At 57.2% G+C, this 21,914-nt stretch carries 15 protein-coding genes and 1 tRNA gene; 14 read left to right on the top strand and 2 right to left on the bottom strand.

Annotated elements, in window-relative coordinates:
* Positions 1-435 precede the first annotated feature (435 nt).
* The 3 genes from KI811_RS05145 (at position 436) to KI811_RS05135 (ending at position 4,023) form a co-directional block, all read left to right on the top strand.
* The gene (locus tag KI811_RS05145; protein WP_214185408.1) at positions 436-3,132 is read left to right on the top strand and encodes an NACHT domain-containing protein; all 2,697 of its coding nucleotides are present in this window, start codon (positions 436-438) and stop codon (positions 3,130-3,132) included.
* A 202-nt stretch (positions 3,133-3,334) separates the two neighbouring features.
* The gene (locus KI811_RS05140) at positions 3,335-3,679 is read left to right on the top strand and encodes a type II toxin-antitoxin system RelE/ParE family toxin (RefSeq protein WP_343213592.1); all 345 of its coding nucleotides are present in this window, start codon (positions 3,335-3,337) and stop codon (positions 3,677-3,679) included.
* A 17-nt stretch (positions 3,680-3,696) separates the two neighbouring features.
* Positions 3,697-4,023 carry a helix-turn-helix domain-containing transcriptional regulator gene (locus KI811_RS05135; protein WP_214185407.1) on the top strand — a complete coding sequence of 109 codons (327 nt, stop codon included), beginning with the start codon at positions 3,697-3,699 and terminating at the stop codon, positions 4,021-4,023.
* A 93-nt stretch (positions 4,024-4,116) separates the two neighbouring features.
* On the opposite strand, the gene hisG is transcribed toward KI811_RS05135, so the two are convergent.
* A complete protein-coding gene (gene hisG / locus KI811_RS05130) occupies positions 4,117-4,992 on the bottom strand; it encodes an ATP phosphoribosyltransferase (RefSeq protein WP_214185406.1) in 876 nt (291 codons plus the stop codon).
* The gene (hisI, locus tag KI811_RS05125) at positions 4,989-5,366 is read right to left on the bottom strand and encodes a phosphoribosyl-AMP cyclohydrolase (protein WP_214185405.1); all 378 of its coding nucleotides are present in this window, start codon (positions 5,364-5,366) and stop codon (positions 4,989-4,991) included. Before hisI ends, hisG begins: the two co-directional genes overlap by 4 nt.
* A gap of 225 nt (positions 5,367-5,591) precedes the next feature.
* Here hisI and recC point away from each other — a divergent pair, with 225 nt between their 5' ends.
* The 11 genes from recC to KI811_RS05070 all read left to right on the top strand — a co-directional run bounded on the left by recC (position 5,592) and on the right by KI811_RS05070 (position 21,906).
* Positions 5,592-8,774 (top strand): exodeoxyribonuclease V subunit gamma, encoded by a 3,183-nt coding sequence (gene recC, locus KI811_RS05120; RefSeq protein WP_214185404.1) that lies wholly within the window; start codon positions 5,592-5,594, stop codon positions 8,772-8,774.
* A gap of 3 nt (positions 8,775-8,777) precedes the next feature.
* Complete coding sequence (recB, locus tag KI811_RS05115; RefSeq protein ID WP_214185403.1) at positions 8,778-12,380, top strand: exodeoxyribonuclease V subunit beta; 3,603 nt, start codon at positions 8,778-8,780, stop codon at positions 12,378-12,380.
* On the top strand, positions 12,370-14,148 hold the full coding sequence (gene recD, locus KI811_RS05110) for an exodeoxyribonuclease V subunit alpha (RefSeq protein WP_214185402.1): 1,779 nt from the start codon (positions 12,370-12,372) through the stop codon (positions 14,146-14,148). The genes recB and recD overlap by 11 nt, the downstream gene beginning before the upstream one ends.
* A gap of 76 nt (positions 14,149-14,224) precedes the next feature.
* A tRNA-Met gene (locus KI811_RS05105) sits at positions 14,225-14,301 on the top strand.
* An 80-nt stretch (positions 14,302-14,381) separates the two neighbouring features.
* Positions 14,382-15,785: a tRNA lysidine(34) synthetase TilS gene (gene tilS, locus KI811_RS05100; RefSeq protein ID WP_214185401.1), complete on the top strand. Its 1,404-nt coding sequence runs from the start codon at positions 14,382-14,384 to the stop codon at positions 15,783-15,785.
* A 101-nt stretch (positions 15,786-15,886) separates the two neighbouring features.
* Positions 15,887-17,713, top strand: coding sequence for an ATP-dependent zinc metalloprotease FtsH (gene ftsH, locus KI811_RS05095; protein ID WP_214185400.1), 1,827 nt, complete (start codon positions 15,887-15,889; stop codon positions 17,711-17,713).
* Positions 17,713-18,585, top strand: coding sequence for a dihydropteroate synthase (folP, locus tag KI811_RS05090; protein ID WP_214185399.1), 873 nt, complete (start codon positions 17,713-17,715; stop codon positions 18,583-18,585). Before ftsH ends, folP begins: the two co-directional genes overlap by 1 nt.
* A 62-nt stretch (positions 18,586-18,647) precedes the next feature.
* A complete protein-coding gene (gene cdaA / locus KI811_RS05085; RefSeq protein ID WP_214185398.1) occupies positions 18,648-19,415 on the top strand; it encodes a diadenylate cyclase CdaA in 768 nt (255 codons plus the stop codon).
* The gene (locus KI811_RS05080) at positions 19,400-19,807 is read left to right on the top strand and encodes a CdaR family protein (RefSeq protein ID WP_246551377.1); all 408 of its coding nucleotides are present in this window, start codon (positions 19,400-19,402) and stop codon (positions 19,805-19,807) included. Before cdaA ends, KI811_RS05080 begins: the two co-directional genes overlap by 16 nt.
* Positions 19,808-19,830: 23 nt before the next feature.
* A complete protein-coding gene (gene glmM, locus KI811_RS05075) occupies positions 19,831-21,186 on the top strand; it encodes a phosphoglucosamine mutase (protein ID WP_214185397.1) in 1,356 nt (451 codons plus the stop codon).
* On the top strand, positions 21,187-21,906 hold the full coding sequence (locus KI811_RS05070; protein WP_214185396.1) for a pyridoxine 5'-phosphate synthase: 720 nt from the start codon (positions 21,187-21,189) through the stop codon (positions 21,904-21,906).
* The last annotated feature ends 8 nt before the right edge of the window (positions 21,907-21,914 follow it).

Below are 21,914 nucleotides of genomic sequence, written 5' to 3'. Positions count from 1 at the left end.
CTTTCACCTCTTGTGGTCGCCATAGCGGTATAAATAGAGCCGACAAAATTCAAGCATTTTAATTGATTGCCGCAAAAAGTAAATGTATAGTTCGCAGCACAAAAAGAGCGCTATTTTCGAGTTAATTCAATGGTAACACGCTTGAAGCTGAAGCCTGGTCAGAAAGGAACCAAGGCACTGGTCGAAAAGTATGGTGACGCCCTTGTCTGCGTGCGTTACCGCTATAGATACCGGTCCTGGCCGGTCAATCACGAGTTGTAGAACCAGATAAAAATAAAGGACGTGAATTAAACTTGAAAGCAAATACTGAGTTTTGGTCCCTATGGCATGAGCAAACAAGTCGGAACCTTTGCCTCAATTTCTCCCCCCGCACAAGGAGAGAATTAAGAAGATAAAATACTGTACAGTCAAATATCTTACTCTATAGGAGGGTATATGAAAATCACTATTGCAATATTAGCCGTTCTACTTCTAATTACTGTGATTTATGCGATTTATATTTACTTTAAAAGACAAGAATACACAAGAGAACGTTTTGCATTCGCAGCATTAACATCTTTATCTTCAATGACAATGTTAGTACTATCCTGCATCAAAAGCAATCTTATGCCCTGGAATTTTGGTCTAGAATTATTTAACAAGGTAACTGGTGAAAATATAGTAGTCCATGAAGTCACTTGGACAGATTATGGGCTATTAATAATAGTCTATTTTGTAGGTGTTCAAGCCATATTATCTTTATATAAAAATTGGGATGGTTTGAAAAGTTATGAGCAATACCAACGTGAACAGAGAAATCAGCCTTCAGGGATCATTAGCGAGGGCGTGAATGAAATACGCAGAATGGCAAAAAAGGAGCCACCTCCCGCAGCATTTTCGCCTCTATCGGTTAGAAACTTTTTTGAGTTAGAGCCAGTAACAGATTCTCTAGCGTGGAAAGATCAAGCTAGAGAATTGCTTAGGCTTTCATCTTCCTCTTATGTTTTTCCAAAGGTTGGATGGCATGACAATGTAGGATATTGGATTGGTAAAAATGTTGACAATAATTCTGATGTTTATCTTTACCCCTCACACTCTGACATTTCTGATAAAGAATTAAATGAATTCATAGAATATACTTCACATCTGAAGGCAGTTGAGAATGTTCAAACTGAATATATTATAGCATTACACTGCGATGTGCCAAGTAGAACTATTAAATATAAAGGTAAAAATATACGCGTGGAAAGTGAATCATCATTACTTTCAGACTTAGTGAACTTTACAGATTACAAGAACCACATAACCCAAAGAGTTACAATAGACAACCTTCCAGATTCAGATTTTAAATTGATAGATGTCTATGTACCTGCTCGTTTTGTGAGTACACAAGATATAATAGAGGTAAATAATAAAAGTTTACAAGATATAGAACAGTTGCTACAAGACTGGCTTGGTGATATTGGTGGGCGGCAACTTGCACTGTTGGGGGAATATGGTCAAGGGAAAAGCACTGCAACGTTGATGTTTACCTATCACCAACTCAAAGATTCGAGTGCTAAACGATTGCCATTACTGATTGAATTAAGAGGGACCAGCCCTCGAAATTTAACGCCTTTACAATTGCTCGGCGCGTGGGCATCACAGTATAATCTAAATCCGCAGGCTTTAATGAAGCTGCATATTGCCGGTAAGCTTTTACTCATTTTTGAAGGTTTTGACGAAATGGCGCTGGTTGGCGATGCAGAAATGCGGCTAAAGCATTTTCGAACACTATGGGATTTTTGTTATCCGAAAGCTAAAATACTTATAACTGGTCGTCCTAATTTTTTTCTTGACGAAGATGAAATGAAGACTGCTCTAGGGATCGCACAAGCAACTTCCGACAGGCCGCACTGTGAAGCCTTAAGACTGCTGCCATTTTCTCTGACTGAAATTGAAAAGTCATTACGTAATCATAAAAGCAACGTAAGAAATCAAATATGTCAGTTAGTTAAACATAATCAACGTTTTAAGGAACTAGTATCACGACCATCATTATTGCATATTGTTTCTACCTTGTGGGAGTCAGAACGACTATTCGAAAAGGTTGAAAGTTTGAATTCAGCATTTGTAATGGATCTTTTTATAAGGCACAGTTATAGAAGACAAGGACTTAAAGAGAATGATTCAAGAGATTTTATGGCGCTAAATTCTTCTGAACGGGAATATTTTATGTGCGGAATTGCTGCTTATATGGCAGCAAATGACCTTCCTAATCAAATACACTCAAATCAATTAAATACTCTCATAGACAATCTGATTCAGTGCATTCCTGATTCTATTTCCGCGAATACTTCAGCGATTACAGGGGAGGTAAGAGCTCCATTAAAACAAAGAATTGAAGACTCTGAGTATGGGATAGATCATGTAAAGACCGATGTTAGGGCATGTGGAATTTTAGTTGATGATCCATCCACACCTGGAATGTTTAAATTTGGGCATAAATCCTTCATGGAATACCTGTTGGCTAGCGTAGTGGCAGAAAAGATTCTCGACAGAAATTCACCGAAAGCAAATGCAATTTTTAAAGCGACAGAGGTAAAGATTGAGGACGCCGTCAAACTTCCAGTTTCAGTAGAGTTTCTGTCCGAAATACTAAATGATAAAATGCAAAGCCCAAAAGGCACAGCTGAAAGTCTAAAAATAATTGCAATAAATGTGCTTAATTCATTCTTGAGTGACAATAAAATAAAAAGGTTACTTGGAAAGGTTATTTTGTTCGAGGAGGCATACTACTTTATCTTAAAAATAAAATTTTCTCCATTTAAGCGGCATCTTTTAAGTTATTTATCGCCAGTTAAGTTATTCATGATAACTTTTGTTGTATTTATTATTTATACTCAAAAATCATCTGCAGTTGCACAGGAAAGTTCTATTATTACAAGGGTTTTATCTAGTACTTCAATGGTATTTTCGACTGCCTTTCTCATAGCCATGTTTGGCAGAACGTTCCCTTCATCATTCATGAAAAAAAGATTGATCTTATGGCTTAGGCTGTGTACTGCTTTAAATATTGACTGTGCTGTCTTGCATAAAATTTTGTTCACATATTATGTCCCATGGGCTAACTCAACTCCGCTCAAAATCACAGTTATTCAGGATGCAGATTAGATTGCTAAGACGAAAGATAAAAGTGACAACCTAACACAAGACAAAAGAGAATAATCGAAAAAGGCAATAGAAGTGTCAAAGCTCCAATTCTTAAAACGGAGCAGTTCCAAAAAGGCTTACGACCCGACACCAAGAAGCCGGCGGGTCAAGCCATACCCGTTATGCAGAAAAATAATTGAACGATGGTAACATATAAGGTACTATTCTGGCATGGGGTTACAGGGCTGAGGAATATATCCGTGAAGATGGAACAAGCCCATATGAAGAGTGGTTTATTGGGTTGGATACCGTCGCGGCTGCAAAAATTGCGATTGTGAAGCTCAAGATGGAGCAAGGAAATCTCGCCAACGTAAAATGGTTTGGTGGAATCGGAGAATACCGGCTTGATTGGGGGCCTGGCTATCGCGTCTATATTGGAAAAGACGGTGACAGGTTGATCATTCTTCTCGGTGGAGGGACAAAAAGAGGACAGCAAAAGGATATCAATAAAGCAGAAGCTATGTGGAAGGAATACAAGAAACGAAAGGCCAACCAGAAAAAGAAATAGATGTAAGGAGTTGAAAAATGGCCCTGACAAGAGATTTCAAAGAAACTATTAAAAAACGGGTTGAGTCTGACCCTGATTTTGCCAAGTCACTGCTTCATGAGGCGATTGATTTAATGCTGGATGGCGACTCCGTGACCGCCAAGCTCGTTCTCCGCGACCTTATAAATGCAACGGTCGGATTTGAGCGATTGGCTGAAGAAGTTCAGAAGCCGAGTAAAAGCCTTCACAGGATGCTTTCTGCTTCTGGAAATCCTACCATGGATAATCTATCAGCCATCTTTGCAACCATCAAAAAAGCTCTGCATGTGAGAATTGATACCAGGGTCGATTCTCTCCAGGCATAGGAAACATCACGGACAAGCCAAACTCAAAACGCCGTGAGCCTCATTCACAGGGGCTCACGGCGTTTGTGCATCTGCTTTTGTCAATTCAATTAATCACAGCACCTTGTTCAGGGAGTACTCAATGATCCCCTGGGCGCCGAGCCTGATGAGCTCCGGCACGATCCGCCGCACTTCCTTCTCGTGGAGGATGCTCTCGATGGAAACCCAGTCGGATTTGTAGAGGTGGGCCACGGTGGGGTGGTTGAGGCTCGGGAGGATTTGGGTAATAGCCTCGACTTTGTCATTGGGGGCATTCATCTTGAGCCCCACCATTCCTTCGGCAGCCAGGGACGCCTTGAGGAGCGTGGCGATTGATTCGATCTTCTGTCGCTTCCAGGGATCGGCCCAGGCGGCCTTGTTGGCGATGAGGACCGGCACCGACTCCATGAGGTCGCAGACGATCCTCAGGCCGTTGGCCTTGATGGTGGAGCCGGTTTCGGTCACCTCAACGATGGCGTCGCAGAGGCCGTCCACCACCTTGGCCTCGGTGGCCCCCCAGGAGAACTCCACGTTCACCGGGATGTTGCGCTCGGCAAAATAGCGCTTGGTGAAGCCGACCAGCTCGGTTGAGATGGTGGCGCCGTGGAGGTCTTCGGGCTTCTGTACCGGCGAGTCCTTGGTGACCACCAGCACCCAGCGGGCCGGGCGGCGGGAGACCTTGGAGTAGACCATCTCGCAGACTTCCACCACGTCGGAGTCGTTCTCCCGGACCCAGTCGCGGCCGGCGATGCCGGCGTCGATGGTGCCGCGCTCCACATACTTTCCCATCTCCTGGGGACGGATCAGCTTGCAGTTCAGTTCGTCGTCGTCAACGCCGGGGAAGTAGCTGCGGGAGGAGATGCTGATCTGCCAGCCGGCCTTCTTGAAGAGGTCCACGGTGGCGTTTTCGAGGCTCCCCTTGGGGATGCCGAGGTTCAGGAGGTTGCTCATTTCTTGTAGACCTCCTTCGGATCGAAGAGGGGGTTGGAGTGCTCCACCCACTGGCCGTCCTCCCACCGCACATAGAAGCAGCTCCGGTTGCCGGTGTGGCAGGCGGCCGGGCCGTTCTGCTTCACCTTGATGACCACCGAGTCAGCATCGCAGTCGGTGAGGACTTCCATAACCTCCTGGGTGTTACCCGACTCCTCGCCCTTCATCCAGTACTTGTTGCGGGTGCGGCTGAAAAACCAGGTCTTGCCCGACTCAAGGGTCAGGTTCAGGGTTTTTTCGTCCATGAACGCCACCATGAGAACTTCGCCGGATTCGTGGTCCTGGATGATGGCAGGAATGAGCCCCCCCATTTTCTGGAAATCGATCTGGATCATGACTGTTTACGCGCCTCCTCTTGAAAGTGTTCGTGAAAACAACCTGTGTTTAATACCGTGGTGTCTAAGAGAGTGTCAACAGAAGAAACGCCCTTGCTCCTCCCTTCCTTTTCCGGGCAAAAGCGTATAGTCTGATGTTCCCGGTGGCGGCGCAAGTTCAAGACGTATTGTGACTCATTGTCTTCCTACGATGCACCTTGAGAATATTTTTTTCGCGGAGACCCCATGTCCCTTTCTCTCTACTCCAGCAACCGGATGGAACATCTCGTCGCCCGGCTTGTCGAGGTTCTTCGGCGTCCTCTGGCCGACCCCCTGGCGCCGGAGGTGATCGTTGTCCAGAGCAAGGGGATGCAGCGCTGGCTGGCCATGGAACTGGCAACGGCACAGGGCGTCTGGGCCAACGGTGCCTATCCCTTTCCCAACGCCTTTGTCTGGGACCTGTTCAGGAAAGCCTTGCCGGAGCTTCCCGCCACATCCCCCTTCGACCCGGCGGTTCTGTCGTGGCGGATCATGGGGCTGCTCCCCGCCTTCCTGGACCAGTCGGCGTTCGCCCCCCTGGCGGGATACCTGACCGGGGGGCAACGGGAGTTGAAACTCTATCAGCTTGCCGGGAAGATCGCCGACACCTTCGACCAGTACACCATCTTCCGTCCCGGCATGATCACCCGTTGGGAAAAGGGGAGCGAGGACCACTGGCAGGCCATCCTCTGGCGGGCCCTGGCGGAGCAAGGGAGGGGGCTCCACCGGGAGGCGGTGCGGAGCGAGTTCTTGCGGCGCCTGGCCCGGGGAGAGGTGGACACTCCCCTTCTTCCGGAGCGGATCACCGTCTTCGGCATCTCGTACCTCCCCCAGTTCCACCTGGACGTCTTCCGGCGCATCGCCGACGTAACCGAGGTGAATCTCTTCGTCATGGGCCCCTGCCGCGAGTACTGGGCCGACATCCTCCCGGAGCGTATTATTGCCCGGCTCTCCCCGGAGGAGCGGGAGGTGCGGATCGAGGGGAACCCGCTCCTGGCTTCCCTGGGGCTCCTGGGAAAGGAGTTTTCGGACACCCTCGTTGAGCTGGGGGCCACGGCCGGCTGCGACACCGACCTCTACGGCGAGACTCCCGACACGACGCTTCTCGACATGGTTCAGAACGACATCCTCCGCCTGGAGGGGAGCGGCGGCGAAAAGCGACCCGTGACCGCAGCGGACCGTTCCGTCCTGATCTCCTCCTGCCACAGCCCCATGCGGGAGGTGGAGGTGCTCCACGACACCCTCCTGAACCTCTTTGCAACGTCAGGCGACCTCACCCCCCGCGACATCCTCGTCATGACGCCGGACATCGAGACCTACGCCCCCTACATCTCCGCCGTCTTCGACGGGTGCCAGGACCCGCGGCTGAAGATCCCCTACTCCATCGCCGACCGGAGCATCCGCAGGGAAGGGGGGCTGGCGGAGACCTTCCTGGCGATCCTTGACCTTCCCGGCAAGCGGTTCCCGGTGACTGGGGTCACCGAGATCCTGGCCTCTCCCATGGTCCACGCCAGGTTCGGCCTCGACGCCGGTCATCTGGAGCTGATCCGCACCTGGCTGGAGGAGACCCGTATCCGGTGGGGGATGGACGAGGAGGAGCGGCGCCGCGCAGGATTCCCTCCCTATCGGGAGCACAGCTGGCGGGCCGGCCTGGACCGCCTCCTCCTGGGATATGCCATGCCCGAGGAGGATGGCCGGATGGTGAATGGCATCCTCCCCTTTGACGCCATGGAAGGGGAGGGGCCGGCGGTCCTCGGCCGGTTCGCGGGTTTTGTGGAAGGACTCCATGCCCTGGTGGACGAACTGGAGCGCCCCCGCACCCTGACGGAATGGGTGCGGCTCTGCCGGCGGATTCTCGATGATTTCTTCGCCCCCGGAGAAGAGGGGGCTTTCGATCTGGCTGCCCTGAACGGCATTCTCGCCGAGCTTGAGACGGTGCGTGACGAGGCGGAGTTTGGCGGAGAGGTGGAGCTGCCGGTGATTCGCGCCTGGCTCCGGGGGAGGCTCGATCGGGAGGTGCGGGGGCTCGGCTTCATGACCGGCGGGGTCACCTTCTGCGCCATGCTCCCCATGCGGAGCATCCCCTTCGCGGTTATCGCGCTCCTGGGAATGAACGACGGGGCTTTCCCCCGCCAGAACCGTCCCCCCGGTTTCGACCTCATCGCCCGGGATCGGCGGCGGGGGGACCGCTCCCTGCGGGACGAGGACCGTTACCTCTTCCTGGAGGCCCTCCTCTCGGCCCGGCGGCATTTCATCATCAGCTACACGGGGCAGAGCATCCGGGACAACAGCACGCTCCCCCCGTCGGTCCTCGTGGACGAGTTTCTCGACTACCTGGGGCGCCGCTTCATGGACGGCTCCCCGGATTTCCCGAAAAACCTCGTGACGCAGCACCGGCTCCAGCCCTTCAGCCCGGCCTATTTCACCGGCGCCGGCACGCTTTTCAGCTATTCGGAAGAGAACCGCAAGGCCGTGGCGCAGCGCCAGAAGGGGAGTGCCCCGGTGCCGTCTTTCATGACGGAGCCACTGCCGGAGCCCCCGGAGGAGCTGTTGACGGTCTCCCTTGCCGGCCTCCTCTCCTTCTTCGATAACCCGGCCCGGTATTTCGTGCGGACCCGGCTCGGGATCCGGCTCGATGAGCTTCCGCCCTCCCTCGACGACCGGGAGCCTTTCGAGCTGGATTCCCTCGACGCCTTTCGGCTCAAGGGGGAAATGCTGGACCTGGCCCTGGCGGGGAGGGATCCCGTGGAAATCTTCCCCGTGGCCCGGGCCAGGGGAGTGCTCCCGCCGGCTCGCCAGGGGGAGCTCATGTTCCGGGGACTCGACGATGGGGTCCGGGAACTGGCCGGGAGGATCAAGGAGTTGATCGGGGGAAGGGCCCCCATGGATTCACTTCCGGTTGACCTGGCCATTGGCCCGTACCGGATAACCGGCACCCTGGGCGACATCTGGCCCGATGCCCTTCTGCGCCATCGGGGCGCGAAGCTCTCCGGGCGGGACCAGGTGCGGCTCTGGATCGAGCACTTGGTGTTGAACGCCCTCATCCGCGAGGGATATCCGGCTTCAAGCATCTTTGTTGCCACCGATGCCTCCCTGTGCCTGGTGCCGGTGAAGGAATCCCTGGCGCACCTGGAGACCCTTGTTGGCCTATACGGGAAAGGGCTGCGGGAGCCGCTCCGGTTCTTCCCCCGCACCGCGGCCGCCTATGCGAAAAAGTGGGAGCTTTCCGCCGCCCGCACCGCCTGGGAGGGGGAGTTTTTTCCGGAGAGGGATGACCCCTACTACCGTCTCTGCTTCGGCGCCACCGACCCCCTCGACGGGGAATTCGCGCGGATCGCCCGGGCCGTCTTCGAACCCCTGACCGACCACAGACAGGGCAGGGGGGAGTGAGCGATGGAAACCTACAATAACCTGACAATCGACCTCTCGGGACGCAACCTCATCGAGGCCAGCGCCGGCACCGGCAAGACCTACGCCATCGCCTGCCTCTACCTGCGCCTGGTGGTGGAAAAGGGGCTCAAGCCCGAAGATATCCTCGTGGTCACCTTTACCGAGGCGGCCACCAAGGAGCTCCGCTCCCGGATCCGGGAACGGCTGCGGGAGGCCCGCGACGTCTTTGCCGGGGCCGGGACATCGGACGAGTTCCTCCTGAAAATGGACGAATCAGGCCGCATCGAATGGCCGGGGACCGACGAGGCCCTGCGGCGCCTCGACCTGGCCCTGCGGACCTTCGACTGCGCGGCCATCTCCACCATCCACGGCTTCTGCTCCCGAGCCCTGCAGGAAAACGCCTTCGAGAGCGGCTCTCTTTACGACACGGAGCTTGTGGCCGACCAGAACCCCCTTATCCAGGAGATCGTGGACGACTTCTGGCGCCGCACCTTTTTCGGCGCCGATGCGCCCCTTCTCCCCCAGGCCCTCCGGTTCAAGTGGTCACCCGAGGGGCTTGCCCGCTTCCTCCGTGGGAAGCTCGGTAATCCGGAGCTGGTGGTGGTTCCCCTCTTCGGCGACGATGAGGTGGCAGTCCTTGTCAGTGAGTGTGAGGCCCTCTACGGCGAGCTGACCCGCATGTGGGAGTCAAAGCGGGGTGAGATCGAGGAGATCATCACTAACCACAAGGGGTTGAGCCGATCACAGAAAAACTATCATCTCGACCTGGTTCCCGGCCTCCTGGAGGGGATGACGAATTACGCGGCCTCAGGGAATCCGTGGGATCTCTGCCCAGGGTTCGAGAAGTTCACCACCGCCTTTATCCTGGGCCAGATCCTGAAAAAAAACGAGCCGCCGGAACATCCCTTTTTCGATCTCTGCGACCGGCTGCTCCGGCTCGTGGAGAAGCGTTTCCTGGCCCTCCGGGGAAGTCTCTACACTTTCGCCCGGGAGCGGCTTGCCATTCTCAAGGGAGAGCGTGCCAACCGCTCCTACGACGATCTTCTTGTGGATCTCCACCGGGCGCTCCGGGGACCCACCGGGGCCGATCTGGCCGAGCGGCTCGCAAAACGCTACCAGGCAGCCCTCATCGATGAGTTCCAGGACACCGACCCGGTCCAGTACCGGATTTTCAGGGAGATCTACCGGGACGCGACCACCCCCCTTTTCCTCATCGGCGACCCCAAGCAGGCCATCTACAGCTTCCGGGGGGCCGACATTTTTGCCTACCTGGAGGCCCGGAACGATGTCCCCGCGGAGACCCGTTTCACCATGGGGGAGAACTGGCGTTCCACCCCCCCGATGGTGGAGGGGGTCAACACCCTGTTCCGGCAGAAACGGGAAACTCCCTTTGTGGTTGAGGCCATCGGCTACCCGGAGGTGACAGCGGCCAAACGGGAAGATCCCCTTATTATGGACGGGCGCAACCTGGCCCCTCTCCAGCTCTGGTTCATGGCACGGACTCCGGAGGATGGCGCCGGAATCTCCCTTGGACCGGCCAGGGAGAAGATTGTGACGGCAGTGGGGGCCGAGATCGCCGGGCTCCTCGTTGACGGCCGGGCGGGAAAGGCGACCATCGACGGCCGGGGAGTGGTGCCCGAGGACATCGCCGTCATCGTCCGGAGCCATAACGAGGCGGCCCTTGTGCAGGAGGAGCTGCGGCGGCTCGGCATCCCGTCGGTGGTCCAGAGCGCCATGAGCCTCTTCGCCACGGCAGAGGCGGCGGAGGTCTTTCGGGTGCTGGAGGCCGTTGCCGAGCCCTCCAGCGAGACCAGGGTGCGGGCAGCCCTTGCCACAGCCCTTCTCGGCGTGTCCGGGAACGAGATCGCCCGCCTCCTGGAGGACGAGCGGGGATGGGAGGATCGCCTTGCCACGTTCCGGGAGTACCATGATCTCTGGCAGGGGCGCGGCTTCATGACCATGTTCCGGACCCTCCTGGCCCGGGAGGGGGTGCGGGAACGGTTCCTTCCCCTCGCTGACGGGGAGCGGCGGCTCACCAACGTCCTCCACTGCGGCGAGGTGATCCACGGGGCCGCCACGGAGGGGAGCCTTGGTGTGGATCCCCTCTGTGCCTGGTTCGGCGAACGGGTGAACTCTCCTCCTCCCAACGAGGAGTACCAGATTCGACTTGAATCGGACGAGAAGGCGGTCCGGATCGTGACGATCCATGTAAGCAAGGGGCTTGAGTATCCCATTGTTTTCTGTCCCTTCACGTGGGGTGGCGTCCGGGATGACGACGATACCGCCGTCTGTCACGACGGCTACCGGATGGTGGCGGACTTCGGTTCCGACATGTTCGAGGCCCGCCGTCGGAAGGCCCGCACCGAGGTCCTGGCCGAAAACGTCCGGCTCCTCTACGTGGCCCTGACCCGGGCCAGGTACCGCTGTTACCTGGTGTGGGGGAAGTTCCGCCACGCCGAGACCTCGGCCCTGACCTATCTCCTCCATTGTCCCGATGATCGCCAGGGCGACGACTTGACGGCGGAGCTTGGTCGAGTGATGAAGGATATCTCCGACACCCAGCTCCTGGCGCGCCTTGAGAAGTTGAAGGAGGAGGGGGGAGGGGCCATCGCCGTCTCCGTCGATCCCGCGCCGGTGGCGGGGAGCTTCCGGAGCGGGTCAGCGGTGGCCGAAGCTCCTGTCTGCCCCCACTTCGGCAGAAAGATCGAGAGCGACTGGCGTGTGGCGAGTTTCACCTCTTTTGCGGCCCGTCACCGCCCCGAGGAGGAACTCCCCGACCGGGACCAGGCAACCCCTGATGCCGGGTATGAGCAGGTCGCCGAGGAGGCTGTGCTACCGCAAGAAGGAAGCATTTTCGCTTTTCCCCGGGGGCCACAGGCGGGGATCGCTCTCCATGCCGTCTTCGAGAAACTCGATTTTTCCGACACCGCACCGGAGAAGGTGCGGGACGTGGTGGTCCATGAATTGGCGCGCCACGGCTTCGGCGGCGAGTGGTGCGGTGCGGTTTGCGCCATGGTCCATAACGTTCTGGCCGCTCCCCTCGGCGCCGGGGAGGGGGCCTTCAGACTCGCCGATCTGGCGCCGAAGAGCTGGCGCCCCGAGATGGAATTCTTTTTCCCCCTCCGGTTCGTGGGCGCCGATCGGGTGGCTGCGATCCTGCGCCGCTGGGGAGCCCTGCCCGATGGCGCCAGCCTCGCGGAAGTGGCCGCGCGGCTCGATTTCGCACCGGTGCAGGGGATGGTGCGCGGCTTCGTGGACATGGTCTTTCGCCACAAGGGTCGTTATTATCTGATCGACTGGAAGTCGAATCACCTGGGGAACCGGGCCGAAGAGTACGACCGTGAGGACTTGAGCCGGGAGATGGAGCGCAAGCTCTATCCGCTTCAGTACCTTCTCTATACGGTGGCCCTCAATCTCCACTTGGCGCAGCGGGTCCCCGGGTACCGGTACGAAACCCACTTTGGCGGCGTCCTCTATGTCTTTCTCCGGGGTGTCGACCCTGTACGCCCCGGCTATGGCATCTACCGCGATACCCCACCCAAGGGGCTCATCGACGAGCTTACTGACTGTCTTGTGGCACTGAAGGAGCAAAGCCATGGCGTTTGATACCGCCGACTACCGGGACATAGACTACCGTTTCGCCGATTTCCTCTGCCGCCTTGCCCGGAACGAGAGTAGTGAGTTGCGTCAGGCTGCCCTCCGGGTGAGCAGTGCCGTGGGGCAGGGGCACATCTGTATTGATCTCGTCGCCGAGGCGGGAGAGGGTGAGGATAATAACCAGTTCGTCGATGCCCTGTGCTCTTCCGGCGTGGTGGGGGCGCCCGGCGAGTTTGCTCCCCTGGTCCTGGACGACAACCGGCTCTACCTCTACCGTTACTGGAAATATGAGGCTGAACTGGCTGAAAAAATCAAAGAAAAATCCGGATTAACCTGTCAGGTCGATAGCGCCCTTCTGCGGGACGGACTGGCACGCCTCTTCGGGCCTCTCCCCGATGGAGAGACCGACTGGCAGCGGGTTGCGGCGGCCGCGGGCCTGCGCGGCAGCTGCACGGTCATCTCCGGCGGACCGGGCACCGGCAAGACCTCCACGGTGGTCAAGATCATCGCCTTGCTCCTGGAGCAACCCGGCAACGAGGGGCTGCGCGTCGCCCTCACGGCCCCCACGGGGAAGGCTGCGGCACGGCTCAAGGAAGCGATCCGAGGGGCACGCGAAGGGCTTGCAGGGGCTACCTCAGTGCAGGATCGGATCCCTGACGAGGTGACGACCATCCACCGGCTTCTAGGGGTGATCCCCGGCTCCAACCGATTCCGGTACCATCGGGGGAACCTCCTCCCTTATGATGTGGTGGTGGTTGACGAGGCCTCCATGGTGGCGCTTCCGCTCATGGCCCGCCTAGTGGAGGCCATGACGCCGAACGCCCGGCTCATCCTCCTGGGGGACCGGGACCAGCTCGCCTCGGTGGAGGCCGGCGCGGTCCTCGGCGATATCTGCGATGCGGGCGATGTCCGCGGTTTCTCGCCGGAGTTCCGTCGCTTCGTTGAAGAAACCACCGGCGGGCAACTGGAAGAGGAGATTACGGATGGGGTACGCTCTCCTCTGGCCGACTCCCTCGTGATCCTCCGAAAAAACTACCGTTTCGGCACTGACAGCGGCATCGGAGCCCTCAGTCGTGCCATAAACGACGGTGATGGGGACCGTGCCCTGGCGATTCTCCGCGAAGAGGGCGTCCTCGGCGTGACCTGGCGTGGGACCCCATCCGCGGAGGAACTGGACCAGACCCTTGCGCCGGAGGTGCTTGCCGGATACGGCGACTACCTTGCCTATGACGATCCTGCGGCGATCCTGGCTGCCTTTGACCGCTTCAGGGTGCTCTGTGCCGTGCGAGAGGGACGGTATGGTGTTACCGGTCTGAACGGGGCCATCGAACGGATTCTTGCCGGCAGGGGAATCATCTCTCCGACCCGTCGCTGGTATCGGGGGCGGCCGGTCATGGTGACCGTCAACGATTATGCCCTGAGACTCTTCAACGGCGACGTGGGGATCACCCTTCCCGATCCTGAGAATCCCGGAAGCCTCGCCGTCTTCTTCCCGGCATCCGGAGAGGGGGTCCGGAAGGTGTCGCCCCTGCGTTTGCCCTCCCACGAAACGGTCTTTGCCATGACGGTCCACAAGAGCCAGGGGAGCGAGTTTGACGGGATACTCATGGTGATACCCCCCTTCGAGAGCCCGGTGTTGACCCGGGAACTTCTCTACACCGGCATTACCCGTGCCCGGGCATCGGTCGGGCTCTGGTGCGGTGAAGAGGTGTTGCGCGCTTGCGTAGCCCGTCGAATCGAGCGCAGGTCCGGGCTTCGGAAGGCCCTGAGTGGGTGAGGGAAGGCGAATTTATTCGGAGAGCTTTTTTCTTGACATCAAAAAAAAGATGGGGTAGATAGAACGTCTCTTTTGCGGCGGTGTAGCTCAGCTGGTTAGAGCATACGGCTCATATCCGTAGTGTCCGGGGTTCAAGTCCCTGCACCGCCACCAATAACAACCGACCCCTCTCTAACAAGGAGGGGTTTTTTCGTTTGCGCTCCCCACAGAACGTGGCGCACTGGAGTGAACCGATGCGATCGGTCCCCGCGAAGGTCCTTGCCTTTTCCCGCGAACATTCCCTCTTTACTCCCGGTGACACGGTGATTGTTGCCGTTTCCGGCGGTCCCGACTCCGTTGCCCTCCTCGATATCCTTATCTCTTTATCAGACCTCCGTTTGAACCTTGTGGTTGCCCACCTGAACCATTCTCTGCGTGGTGCCGAGTCCGATGAAGACGAGCGATTCGTTGCAGATCTCGCCGCCTCCCGCAGTCTCCCCTTCGTAAATGAAAAAATCGACGTGCGGGCTGCGAGTGCTCGGGAACACTTCTCCCTGGAGGATGCCGGCCGCCGTGCCCGCTACGAATTCTTCGACCGTGTGATGGAGCGGTACGGCGCCAGGTCCGTGGCCCTTGCCCACCATGCTGACGACCAGGCCGAAACGCTCCTGCTGAGACTTCTCCGGGGGGCCGGCGTCACGGGCCTTTCAGCCATGTCTCCCTGCAGGGATGGGCGGTTTGTGCGTCCGCTCCTTACGCTTTCGCGGTCCGAGATTGAGGGGTACCTCCACGCACGAGGGCTTCGCTTTCGTATTGACTCGTCCAACGCCGACACGGCCTTTCTTCGTAACCGTATCCGACACGAGCTTATTCCCCATCTCGCCCGCTTCAATCCTGAGATTTCGCGACGTCTTTCAGTGACTGCCGACCTGCTTGCCGCTGACGCGGAGGTGCTTGAAACCCTTGCAAGCGAAGCACTCCGCCGAACCGTGCGGGAACGAACCGATGACAGCGTGATCCTTGGTGTGGCCGAGCTTCTCCATGAGCCGCGTGGGGTGCGTTACCGTCTTTACCGCGGGGCTGTTTCCCTTATTAAAGGATCGTTGCTGGGGCTCAGCTATAAACATGTGCTGCAGATCGACGATCTTGTCCGTTCACGGAAACCGAACCTCGGCATCCGAGTACCCGGGGGGGTGGCGGTTGTTCGTTCTTACGGCCTTCTGACCATCGGTCGCGGAGTTGAAGAAGCTGAGTGGGAAGGTGACATCATCATCGAAGGGCCTGGATGTTACGCGCTTCCCGATGGCGGTGAGATGGTAGTTGACGTGGGTTCTCCGCCTGAAGATCTGGCCACGCTTCCCCCGGACCGGGCGTGCTTCGACCTGGATTGCGCCCCGTTTCCCTGGGTGGTGAGAGGGTTTCGCCCCGGCGACCGGATCAGGCCCCTCGGAATGACAGGGACCAGGAAGGTTAAGAATATCTTCATCGACGAAAAAGTCCCGATGGAGCGCCGTCGGCTCGTTCCCCTGGTTTTCAGCAACGGTGATCTTGTCTGGGTCTGCGGGTACCGTACCGGCTACTCTGCCCGTGTCACTGAAAAAACCGTACGCACCGTGCTTGCAGAGGTCCGAACCAGCGCGGGAACTGCCCTTAAATGACTTGTCAACGGGCAAGGGTTATGATAGCTTTTTTCAATTAGTTAGATACATCGCAAATACAATGGCCTAAAGGCCGTAGGGCACATCAACGGGGGGTATCCTTGAACCAGTTCTACAAAAACCTGGCGCTCTGGCTAGTGATCAGCTTGATGATGATTCTTCTTTTTAATCTGTTCAACAAACCGCGCACCACTTCTGAGAGGTTGAGCTACAGCGACTTCATCACCGCCGTCGACGCGGGCAAGGTGAATGCAGTTACCATTCAGGGGAATGAAATTATTGGCAAATTTGCCGACGGCAAGGAGTTCAGAAGCTACAAGCCCATGGACGCCACGCTCTCGGACAAGCTTCTCGAAAAGAAGATCAGCATCTCTGCCAAGCCGGAGGAGGAGAAGGTTTCCTGGTTCTCCATCTTCATCTCGTGGTTCCCGCTTCTCTTCCTTGTGGGGGTTTGGATCTTCTTCATGCGCCAGATGCAGGGGGGGGGCGGCAAGGCAATGGCCTTCGGCAAGAGCAGGGCGAAGCTCCTCACCGAGGCCCAGGGACGGATCACTTTCGAGGACGTGGCAGGCGTAGACGAGGCCAAGGAAGAACTGGAGGAAATAATCCAGTTTCTGAAGGATCCGAAGAAGTTCACCAAGCTCGGCGGTCGTATCCCCAAGGGGGTGCTTCTGGTTGGCCCTCCGGGAACCGGTAAGACCCTCTTGGCCCGGGCTGTGGCCGGCGAAGCGGGCGTTCCTTTTTTCTCCATCTCCGGTTCCGATTTTGTTGAGATGTTCGTGGGGGTTGGTGCATCACGGGTCCGTGACCTCTTCGTCCAGGGGAAGAAGAATGCCCCGTGCATCATTTTCATTGACGAGATCGACGCCGTTGGCCGTCACCGCGGGGCCGGCCTTGGCGGCGGCCACGACGAGCGGGAGCAGACCCTCAACCAACTCCTGGTGGAGATGGACGGGTTCGAGTCCAACGAAGGGGTCATCCTTATCGCCGCCACCAACCGTCCCGACGTCCTCGATCCGGCCCTGCTCCGCCCCGGCCGCTTCGATCGTCAGGTTGTGGTTCCCCAGCCCGATGTGAAGGGGAGGGAGATGATCCTCAAGGTTCATACCAAAAAGACTCCCCTGGGACCTAATGTGGATCTTGGTGTCATAGCCCGCGGGACTCCCGGTTTTTCGGGCGCCGATCTCGCCAACGTGGTGAACGAAGCGGCGCTTCTTGCTGCCCGTAAGGACAAGAGTGTTGTGGATATGCAGGACTTCGACGATGCCAAGGACAAGGTCCTCATGGGGGTCGAGCGCCGGAGCATGGTCATCTCCGAGGACGAAAAGAAGAACACCGCCTACCATGAGGCGGGCCATACCCTGGTGGCAAAGCTTATCCCCGGGTCTGACCCGGTTCACAAGGTTTCCATTATCCCCCGCGGCCGGGCCTTGGGAATCACCATGCAGCTTCCCAGCGAGGACAAGCACAGCTACTCAAAGGAAGCGCTCCTCAATCGCATCGCCGTTCTCATGGGTGGCCGTGCCGCAGAGGACATCATTTTCGGAAGTCTTACCACCGGCGCTGGAAACGATATCGAAAGAGCCACGGATCTTGCCCGCAAGATGGTCTGCGAATGGGGCATGAGCGAAAAGATGGGCCCTGTGTCCTTCGGCAAGAAGGAGGAGTCTATCTTCCTGGGCCGTGACATGGCCATGCACAAGAACTACAGCGAGGCCACCGCCGTGGAGATTGACGGCGAGATCCGCAGGATCGTCGAAGATAGTTACAGCCGAGTTACCACGCTTCTCAGGGACAACATCGATATTCTCCACAAGCTTTCCCTGGAGCTTATTGAGAAGGAAAACCTGACTGGCGACGAAGTGGAGCAGATCGTCAGGTCAGTCAGGGGAGCGGTTCCGGCTTCCGAGGGAATTCCCGCTTCCTGATGGGAAACACCGAAGAGATAGCCGTTACGTCTACCTGGAAGTTAGCGAAGAGGTCCCTGGACCTCTCCCGGCGTCCCTGCATCATGGGGATCCTGAACGTAACCCCTGACTCCTTTTCCGACGGCAGCCGTTACCTTGATCTTGACCGTGCCGAAGAGCGGGCTCATCAGATGGTTGGACAGGGGGCGGACATCGTCGATATCGGGGGGGAAAGCACCCGTCCCAATGTTGTACCGGTGGATGCCGATGAGGAACTGCGGCGGGTCATTCCTCTGGTCGAACGGCTTGCAGGACGCATTCCGGTGCCGATTTCGGTGGATACCTACAAGGCGGTTGTGGCCCGTGAGGCGCTCCGCGTCGGCGCCGAAATCGTGAACGACATAAGCGGCCTTACCTTTGACCCGGCCATGGCTGCGACGGTGGCGGAAGCCGATGCCGGGCTGGTGGTGATGCATACCCGCGGCAGACCCGACACCATGCAGAGAGATACCGCCTATGGCAACCTGATCGCCGAGGTGATTGATTTCCTTCGTCAGTCCGTGTCGATTGCGGAAGCCGCAGGAGTTTCCAAGGAACGGATTATTGTTGATCCGGGAATTGGTTTCGCCAAGAGCGTTCAGGGCAACCTCGAGATACTGAGGCAACTTCGGGATTTTGCCAATCTCCATCTCCCCATACTTGTCGGAACCTCTCGCAAGTCGTTTATCGGTACCATTCTCGGCCGCAATGTGGATGAACGCCTGTTCGGCACAGCGGCAACGGTGGCCCTTGCAGTCGCCAACGGTGCCTCCATCCTTCGGGTTCACGAAGTACGTGAGATGCGCGACGTGGCGGATATGGCCCATGCCGTGCTGCACCCCCACGCGTATTGATTCACTGGACGAGCTTTCCGTGTTAGTAACGCCGCTGAACTCCCAGCGGCCTGGTGCCTACGATGCCCGATTCCCTTCAGCTTTTCGGGTGGCGAGATCTGGTAGACATCACGCTCGTCACCTTCATTATCTACCGGGTTATCCTTCTCCTGAAGGGGAAGGTAGCTGCACGCCTTCTTCTCATACTTGCCATTCTCGGCACACTCTACTTTCTTACCAGTCTTGTCGGCCTTGATACACTCCACTGGATTTTGAGGTCTCTGTTCGGCTCCTTCATCATCATACTCGTCATTGTGTTCCAGCATGACTTGCGTCGTGGGCTGGTCAGCCTGGGAAGGAGTGGCAAGGAAAGGGATTATGAGGTTGAAGAGGCCACGGAGGCCATCGACGGCCTTACAACGGCGCTGGCTGATCTTTCAGCCCGCCGGCATGGCGCTCTTATCGTGATCGAACGTGAGATGGGAGTCTCGGCCCACCTCCAGACCGGCACCGAGATCGATGCAAAGATAACGAGCGAGATTCTTACCTCAATTTTTCTCCCCTATTCGCCCATCCATGACGGTGCTGTCGTTATCCAGCGTGGTAAACTGACAAAGGCCGGCTGTTTTCTCCCCCTCTCCCAGAACCCGGCCATCAGCAAGAGCCTTGGCACCCGGCACCGGGCAGCCTTGGGACTTACTGAAGTGGTCGATGCCGTGGCCCTCGTGGTTTCCGAGGAGACAGGCCAGATGTCTGTGGTTATCGGTGGCAAACTTATGCCCATGCCCGATGGGGGTAGTCTCCGTAAGGCTCTCAAACGGCTCATAGAGCCCCAATGGCTGTCGTCATGAACTGGAGCAATTTCTCAAACAACTGGGATCTCAAGCTTCTTTCCCTCATTCTGGCCGTGATTGTGTGGGGTGGCGTATCCGGAGGACGCACCGCTGAACTGGAACTTACGGTGCCCCTGGAACTGCGCAATCTCCCTCCCGGCCTTTCTGTCGCTAACCCTGTTCCCACGGAGGCCTCAGTAACCGTTGCCGGACCGAAAATTCTTTTATTGAAGCTCCGTAGTGAAAGGATTATCATTCCGCTCGACGCACGGGGGGTGGGTGAGGGAACCACGCTGTTCAAGGGCCTTGAACGCAGGCTCGGTCTCCCTCGAGAAGCAACAATCACCCGTCTTTTTCCTGCAACGGTTGAAGTAAGGCTGATCCGTTCCAAAACAGTCCAGAAACCGTAATTTCGCTATCCAGGAGTTGTTATATGAAGAAGCTTTTCGGTACTGATGGCGTTCGCGGCGTGGCGAACGTTTATCCCATGACGACGGAAATGGCCATGCAGATCGGCCGTGCCGCAGCTTATCTGTTCAAAAACGGCAACCGGCGGCACCGGATCGTCATCGGCAAGGATACCCGCCTTTCCGGTTACATGCTGGAGAACGCCCTGGTGGCCGGTATCTGTTCCATGGGAGTAGACGTCCTCGTGGTGGGGCCACTGCCAACCCCCGGCATCGCCAATATCACCTCGTCCATGCGGGCTGACGCGGGAGTGGTCATCTCGGCATCCCACAACGCTTTTCAGGATAACGGCATCAAGTTCTTCTCCCGGGACGGTTTCAAGCTCCCCGATGAGATGGAACTCAAGATCGAGGAGTTGATCTTCTCCAAGAAGATCGATTCCCTGCGCCCCATTGCCACCGAGGTGGGGAAGGCCTACCGGATCGACGATGCGGTGGGGCGCTATGTGGTCTTTCTCAAAAACACCTTCCCCAAGGAGCTCGATCTCACGGGGATGAAGATCGTCCTCGACTGCGCCAACGGGGCCGCCTACAAGGTAGCGCCGGCAGTTCTGGAGGAGCTTGGGGCGGAGGTCATTCCCTACGGCATCAAGCCCAACGGCACTAACATCAATGCCGGCTTCGGATCCCTTCACCCCGAGGTTATCAGTGAAGCGGTCAAGGCGCACCGGGCCGATCTGGGCATAGCCCTTGACGGCGACGCCGACCGGGTCATTTTTGTGGACGAGTTCGGCAACGAGGTGGACGGCGACCACATCATGGCAATCTGCGCCACGGACATGCTCAAACATAAGAAACTCCGCAAGAACACCCTCGTGGCCACGGTTATGAGTAATATGGGGCTCGACATTGCCGTGAAAAAGGCAGGAGGGAAGGTGATCAAGACGGCAGTCGGGGACCGCTACGTGGTGGAGGAGATGCTGAACGGAGGCTACAACCTCGGCGGCGAGCAGTCAGGGCACATGATCTTCCTTGATCACAACACCACGGGGGACGGGATGCTCTCCGCTCTCCAGGTCCTCGCCATCATGCGTCGAAGCGGCAAGACTCTCTCCGAGCTGGCCGAGGTGATGATACCGCTTCCCCAGGTCCTCGTTAATGTGCGGGTTGCAGAGAAAAAGGATATTATGACGATCCCCGAGGTGGCTGCGCTCATCCGGGGGGTAGAAGATAAACTGAAGGACGAGGGGCGCATCCTCATCCGCTATTCCGGCACTGAGCCGCTATTGCGGATCATGCTGGAAGGTCAGGACAAATACCAGATTACCGGGTGGGCCAAGGAGATTGCCGACCTGGTTGAGAAGAAGATCGGAGGGAAGTAGGTGGCAAAGCTTGGCGTAAATATTGACCACGTGGCAACAATCAGGCAGGCGAGGGGAGGAGTGGAACCCGATCCCGTGGCTGCCGCCGCTCTGGCGGAGTTGGCCGGAGCCGACGGGATTACCATTCACCTGCGGGAAGACCGCCGTCATATCCAGGACCGGGACCTGAAACTCCTTCGCCAAACCGTGAAGACCAAGCTCAATCTGGAGATGGCGGCCACGGCAGAGATGGTTGCCATAGCCCTCTCCGTAAAGCCCGACATGTGCACCCTCGTTCCTGAAAAACGCCAGGAGCTCACCACCGAAGGTGGACTAGACGTGCGAATTGCCATGCAGGGGATTGCTGAAGTGGTGGAAAGGCTCCAGAATGGCGGCATCGCGGTGAGCCTCTTTGTCGATCCCGACCCCGACCAGGTGAAGGCCTCCAGCAAGGTTGGATCCGACTACATCGAGATACACACCGGGGCCTTTGCCGACGCAAAGGATTGGAAGTCCGAGCAGGCCGAGTTGGAGCGGATCGGGAACGCCATTAAGCTTGGCGCCAAGCTCGGTCTCGGTATCAATGCCGGTCATGGCCTTAATTACACCAACATCAGGAAGGTGGCGGCCCTGGGGGGCATCGAGGAGTATAACATCGGCCATTCCATCATCTCCCGGGCAGTCCTTGTGGGACTCGACCGGGCAGTGCGCGACATGGTGGATCTCATCAAGTACGCCTGAGGTTATCC

This window comes from Geobacter hydrogenophilus (assembly GCF_018501225.1).
Taxonomy (GTDB): domain Bacteria; phylum Desulfobacterota; class Desulfuromonadia; order Geobacterales; family Geobacteraceae; genus Geobacter; species Geobacter hydrogenophilus.
Note: the sequence above shows the minus strand (reverse complement) of the source record. Positions and strands in the feature narration are given on the sequence as shown.

Excerpts from the sequence above, each read along its gene's own strand:
- KI811_RS05145 (WP_214185408.1), top strand. The coding sequence starts at position 436 with ATGAAAATCACTATTGCAATATTAGCCGTTCTACTTCTAATTACTGTG.
- KI811_RS05135 (WP_214185407.1), top strand. The coding sequence starts at position 3,697 with ATGGCCCTGACAAGAGATTTCAAAGAAACTATTAAAAAACGGGTTGAG.
- hisG (WP_214185406.1), bottom strand. The coding sequence starts at position 4,992 with ATGAGCAACCTCCTGAACCTCGGCATCCCCAAGGGGAGCCTCGAAAAC.
- hisI (WP_214185405.1), bottom strand. The coding sequence starts at position 5,366 with ATGATCCAGATCGATTTCCAGAAAATGGGGGGGCTCATTCCTGCCATC.
- recC (WP_214185404.1), top strand. The coding sequence starts at position 5,592 with ATGTCCCTTTCTCTCTACTCCAGCAACCGGATGGAACATCTCGTCGCC.
- recB (WP_214185403.1), top strand. The coding sequence starts at position 8,778 with ATGGAAACCTACAATAACCTGACAATCGACCTCTCGGGACGCAACCTC.
- recD (WP_214185402.1), top strand. The coding sequence starts at position 12,370 with ATGGCGTTTGATACCGCCGACTACCGGGACATAGACTACCGTTTCGCC.
- tilS (WP_214185401.1), top strand. The coding sequence starts at position 14,382 with ATGCGATCGGTCCCCGCGAAGGTCCTTGCCTTTTCCCGCGAACATTCC.
- folP (WP_214185399.1), top strand. The coding sequence starts at position 17,713 with ATGGGAAACACCGAAGAGATAGCCGTTACGTCTACCTGGAAGTTAGCG.
- cdaA (WP_214185398.1), top strand. The coding sequence starts at position 18,648 with ATGCCCGATTCCCTTCAGCTTTTCGGGTGGCGAGATCTGGTAGACATC.
- KI811_RS05080 (WP_246551377.1), top strand. The coding sequence starts at position 19,400 with ATGGCTGTCGTCATGAACTGGAGCAATTTCTCAAACAACTGGGATCTC.
- glmM (WP_214185397.1), top strand. The coding sequence starts at position 19,831 with ATGAAGAAGCTTTTCGGTACTGATGGCGTTCGCGGCGTGGCGAACGTT.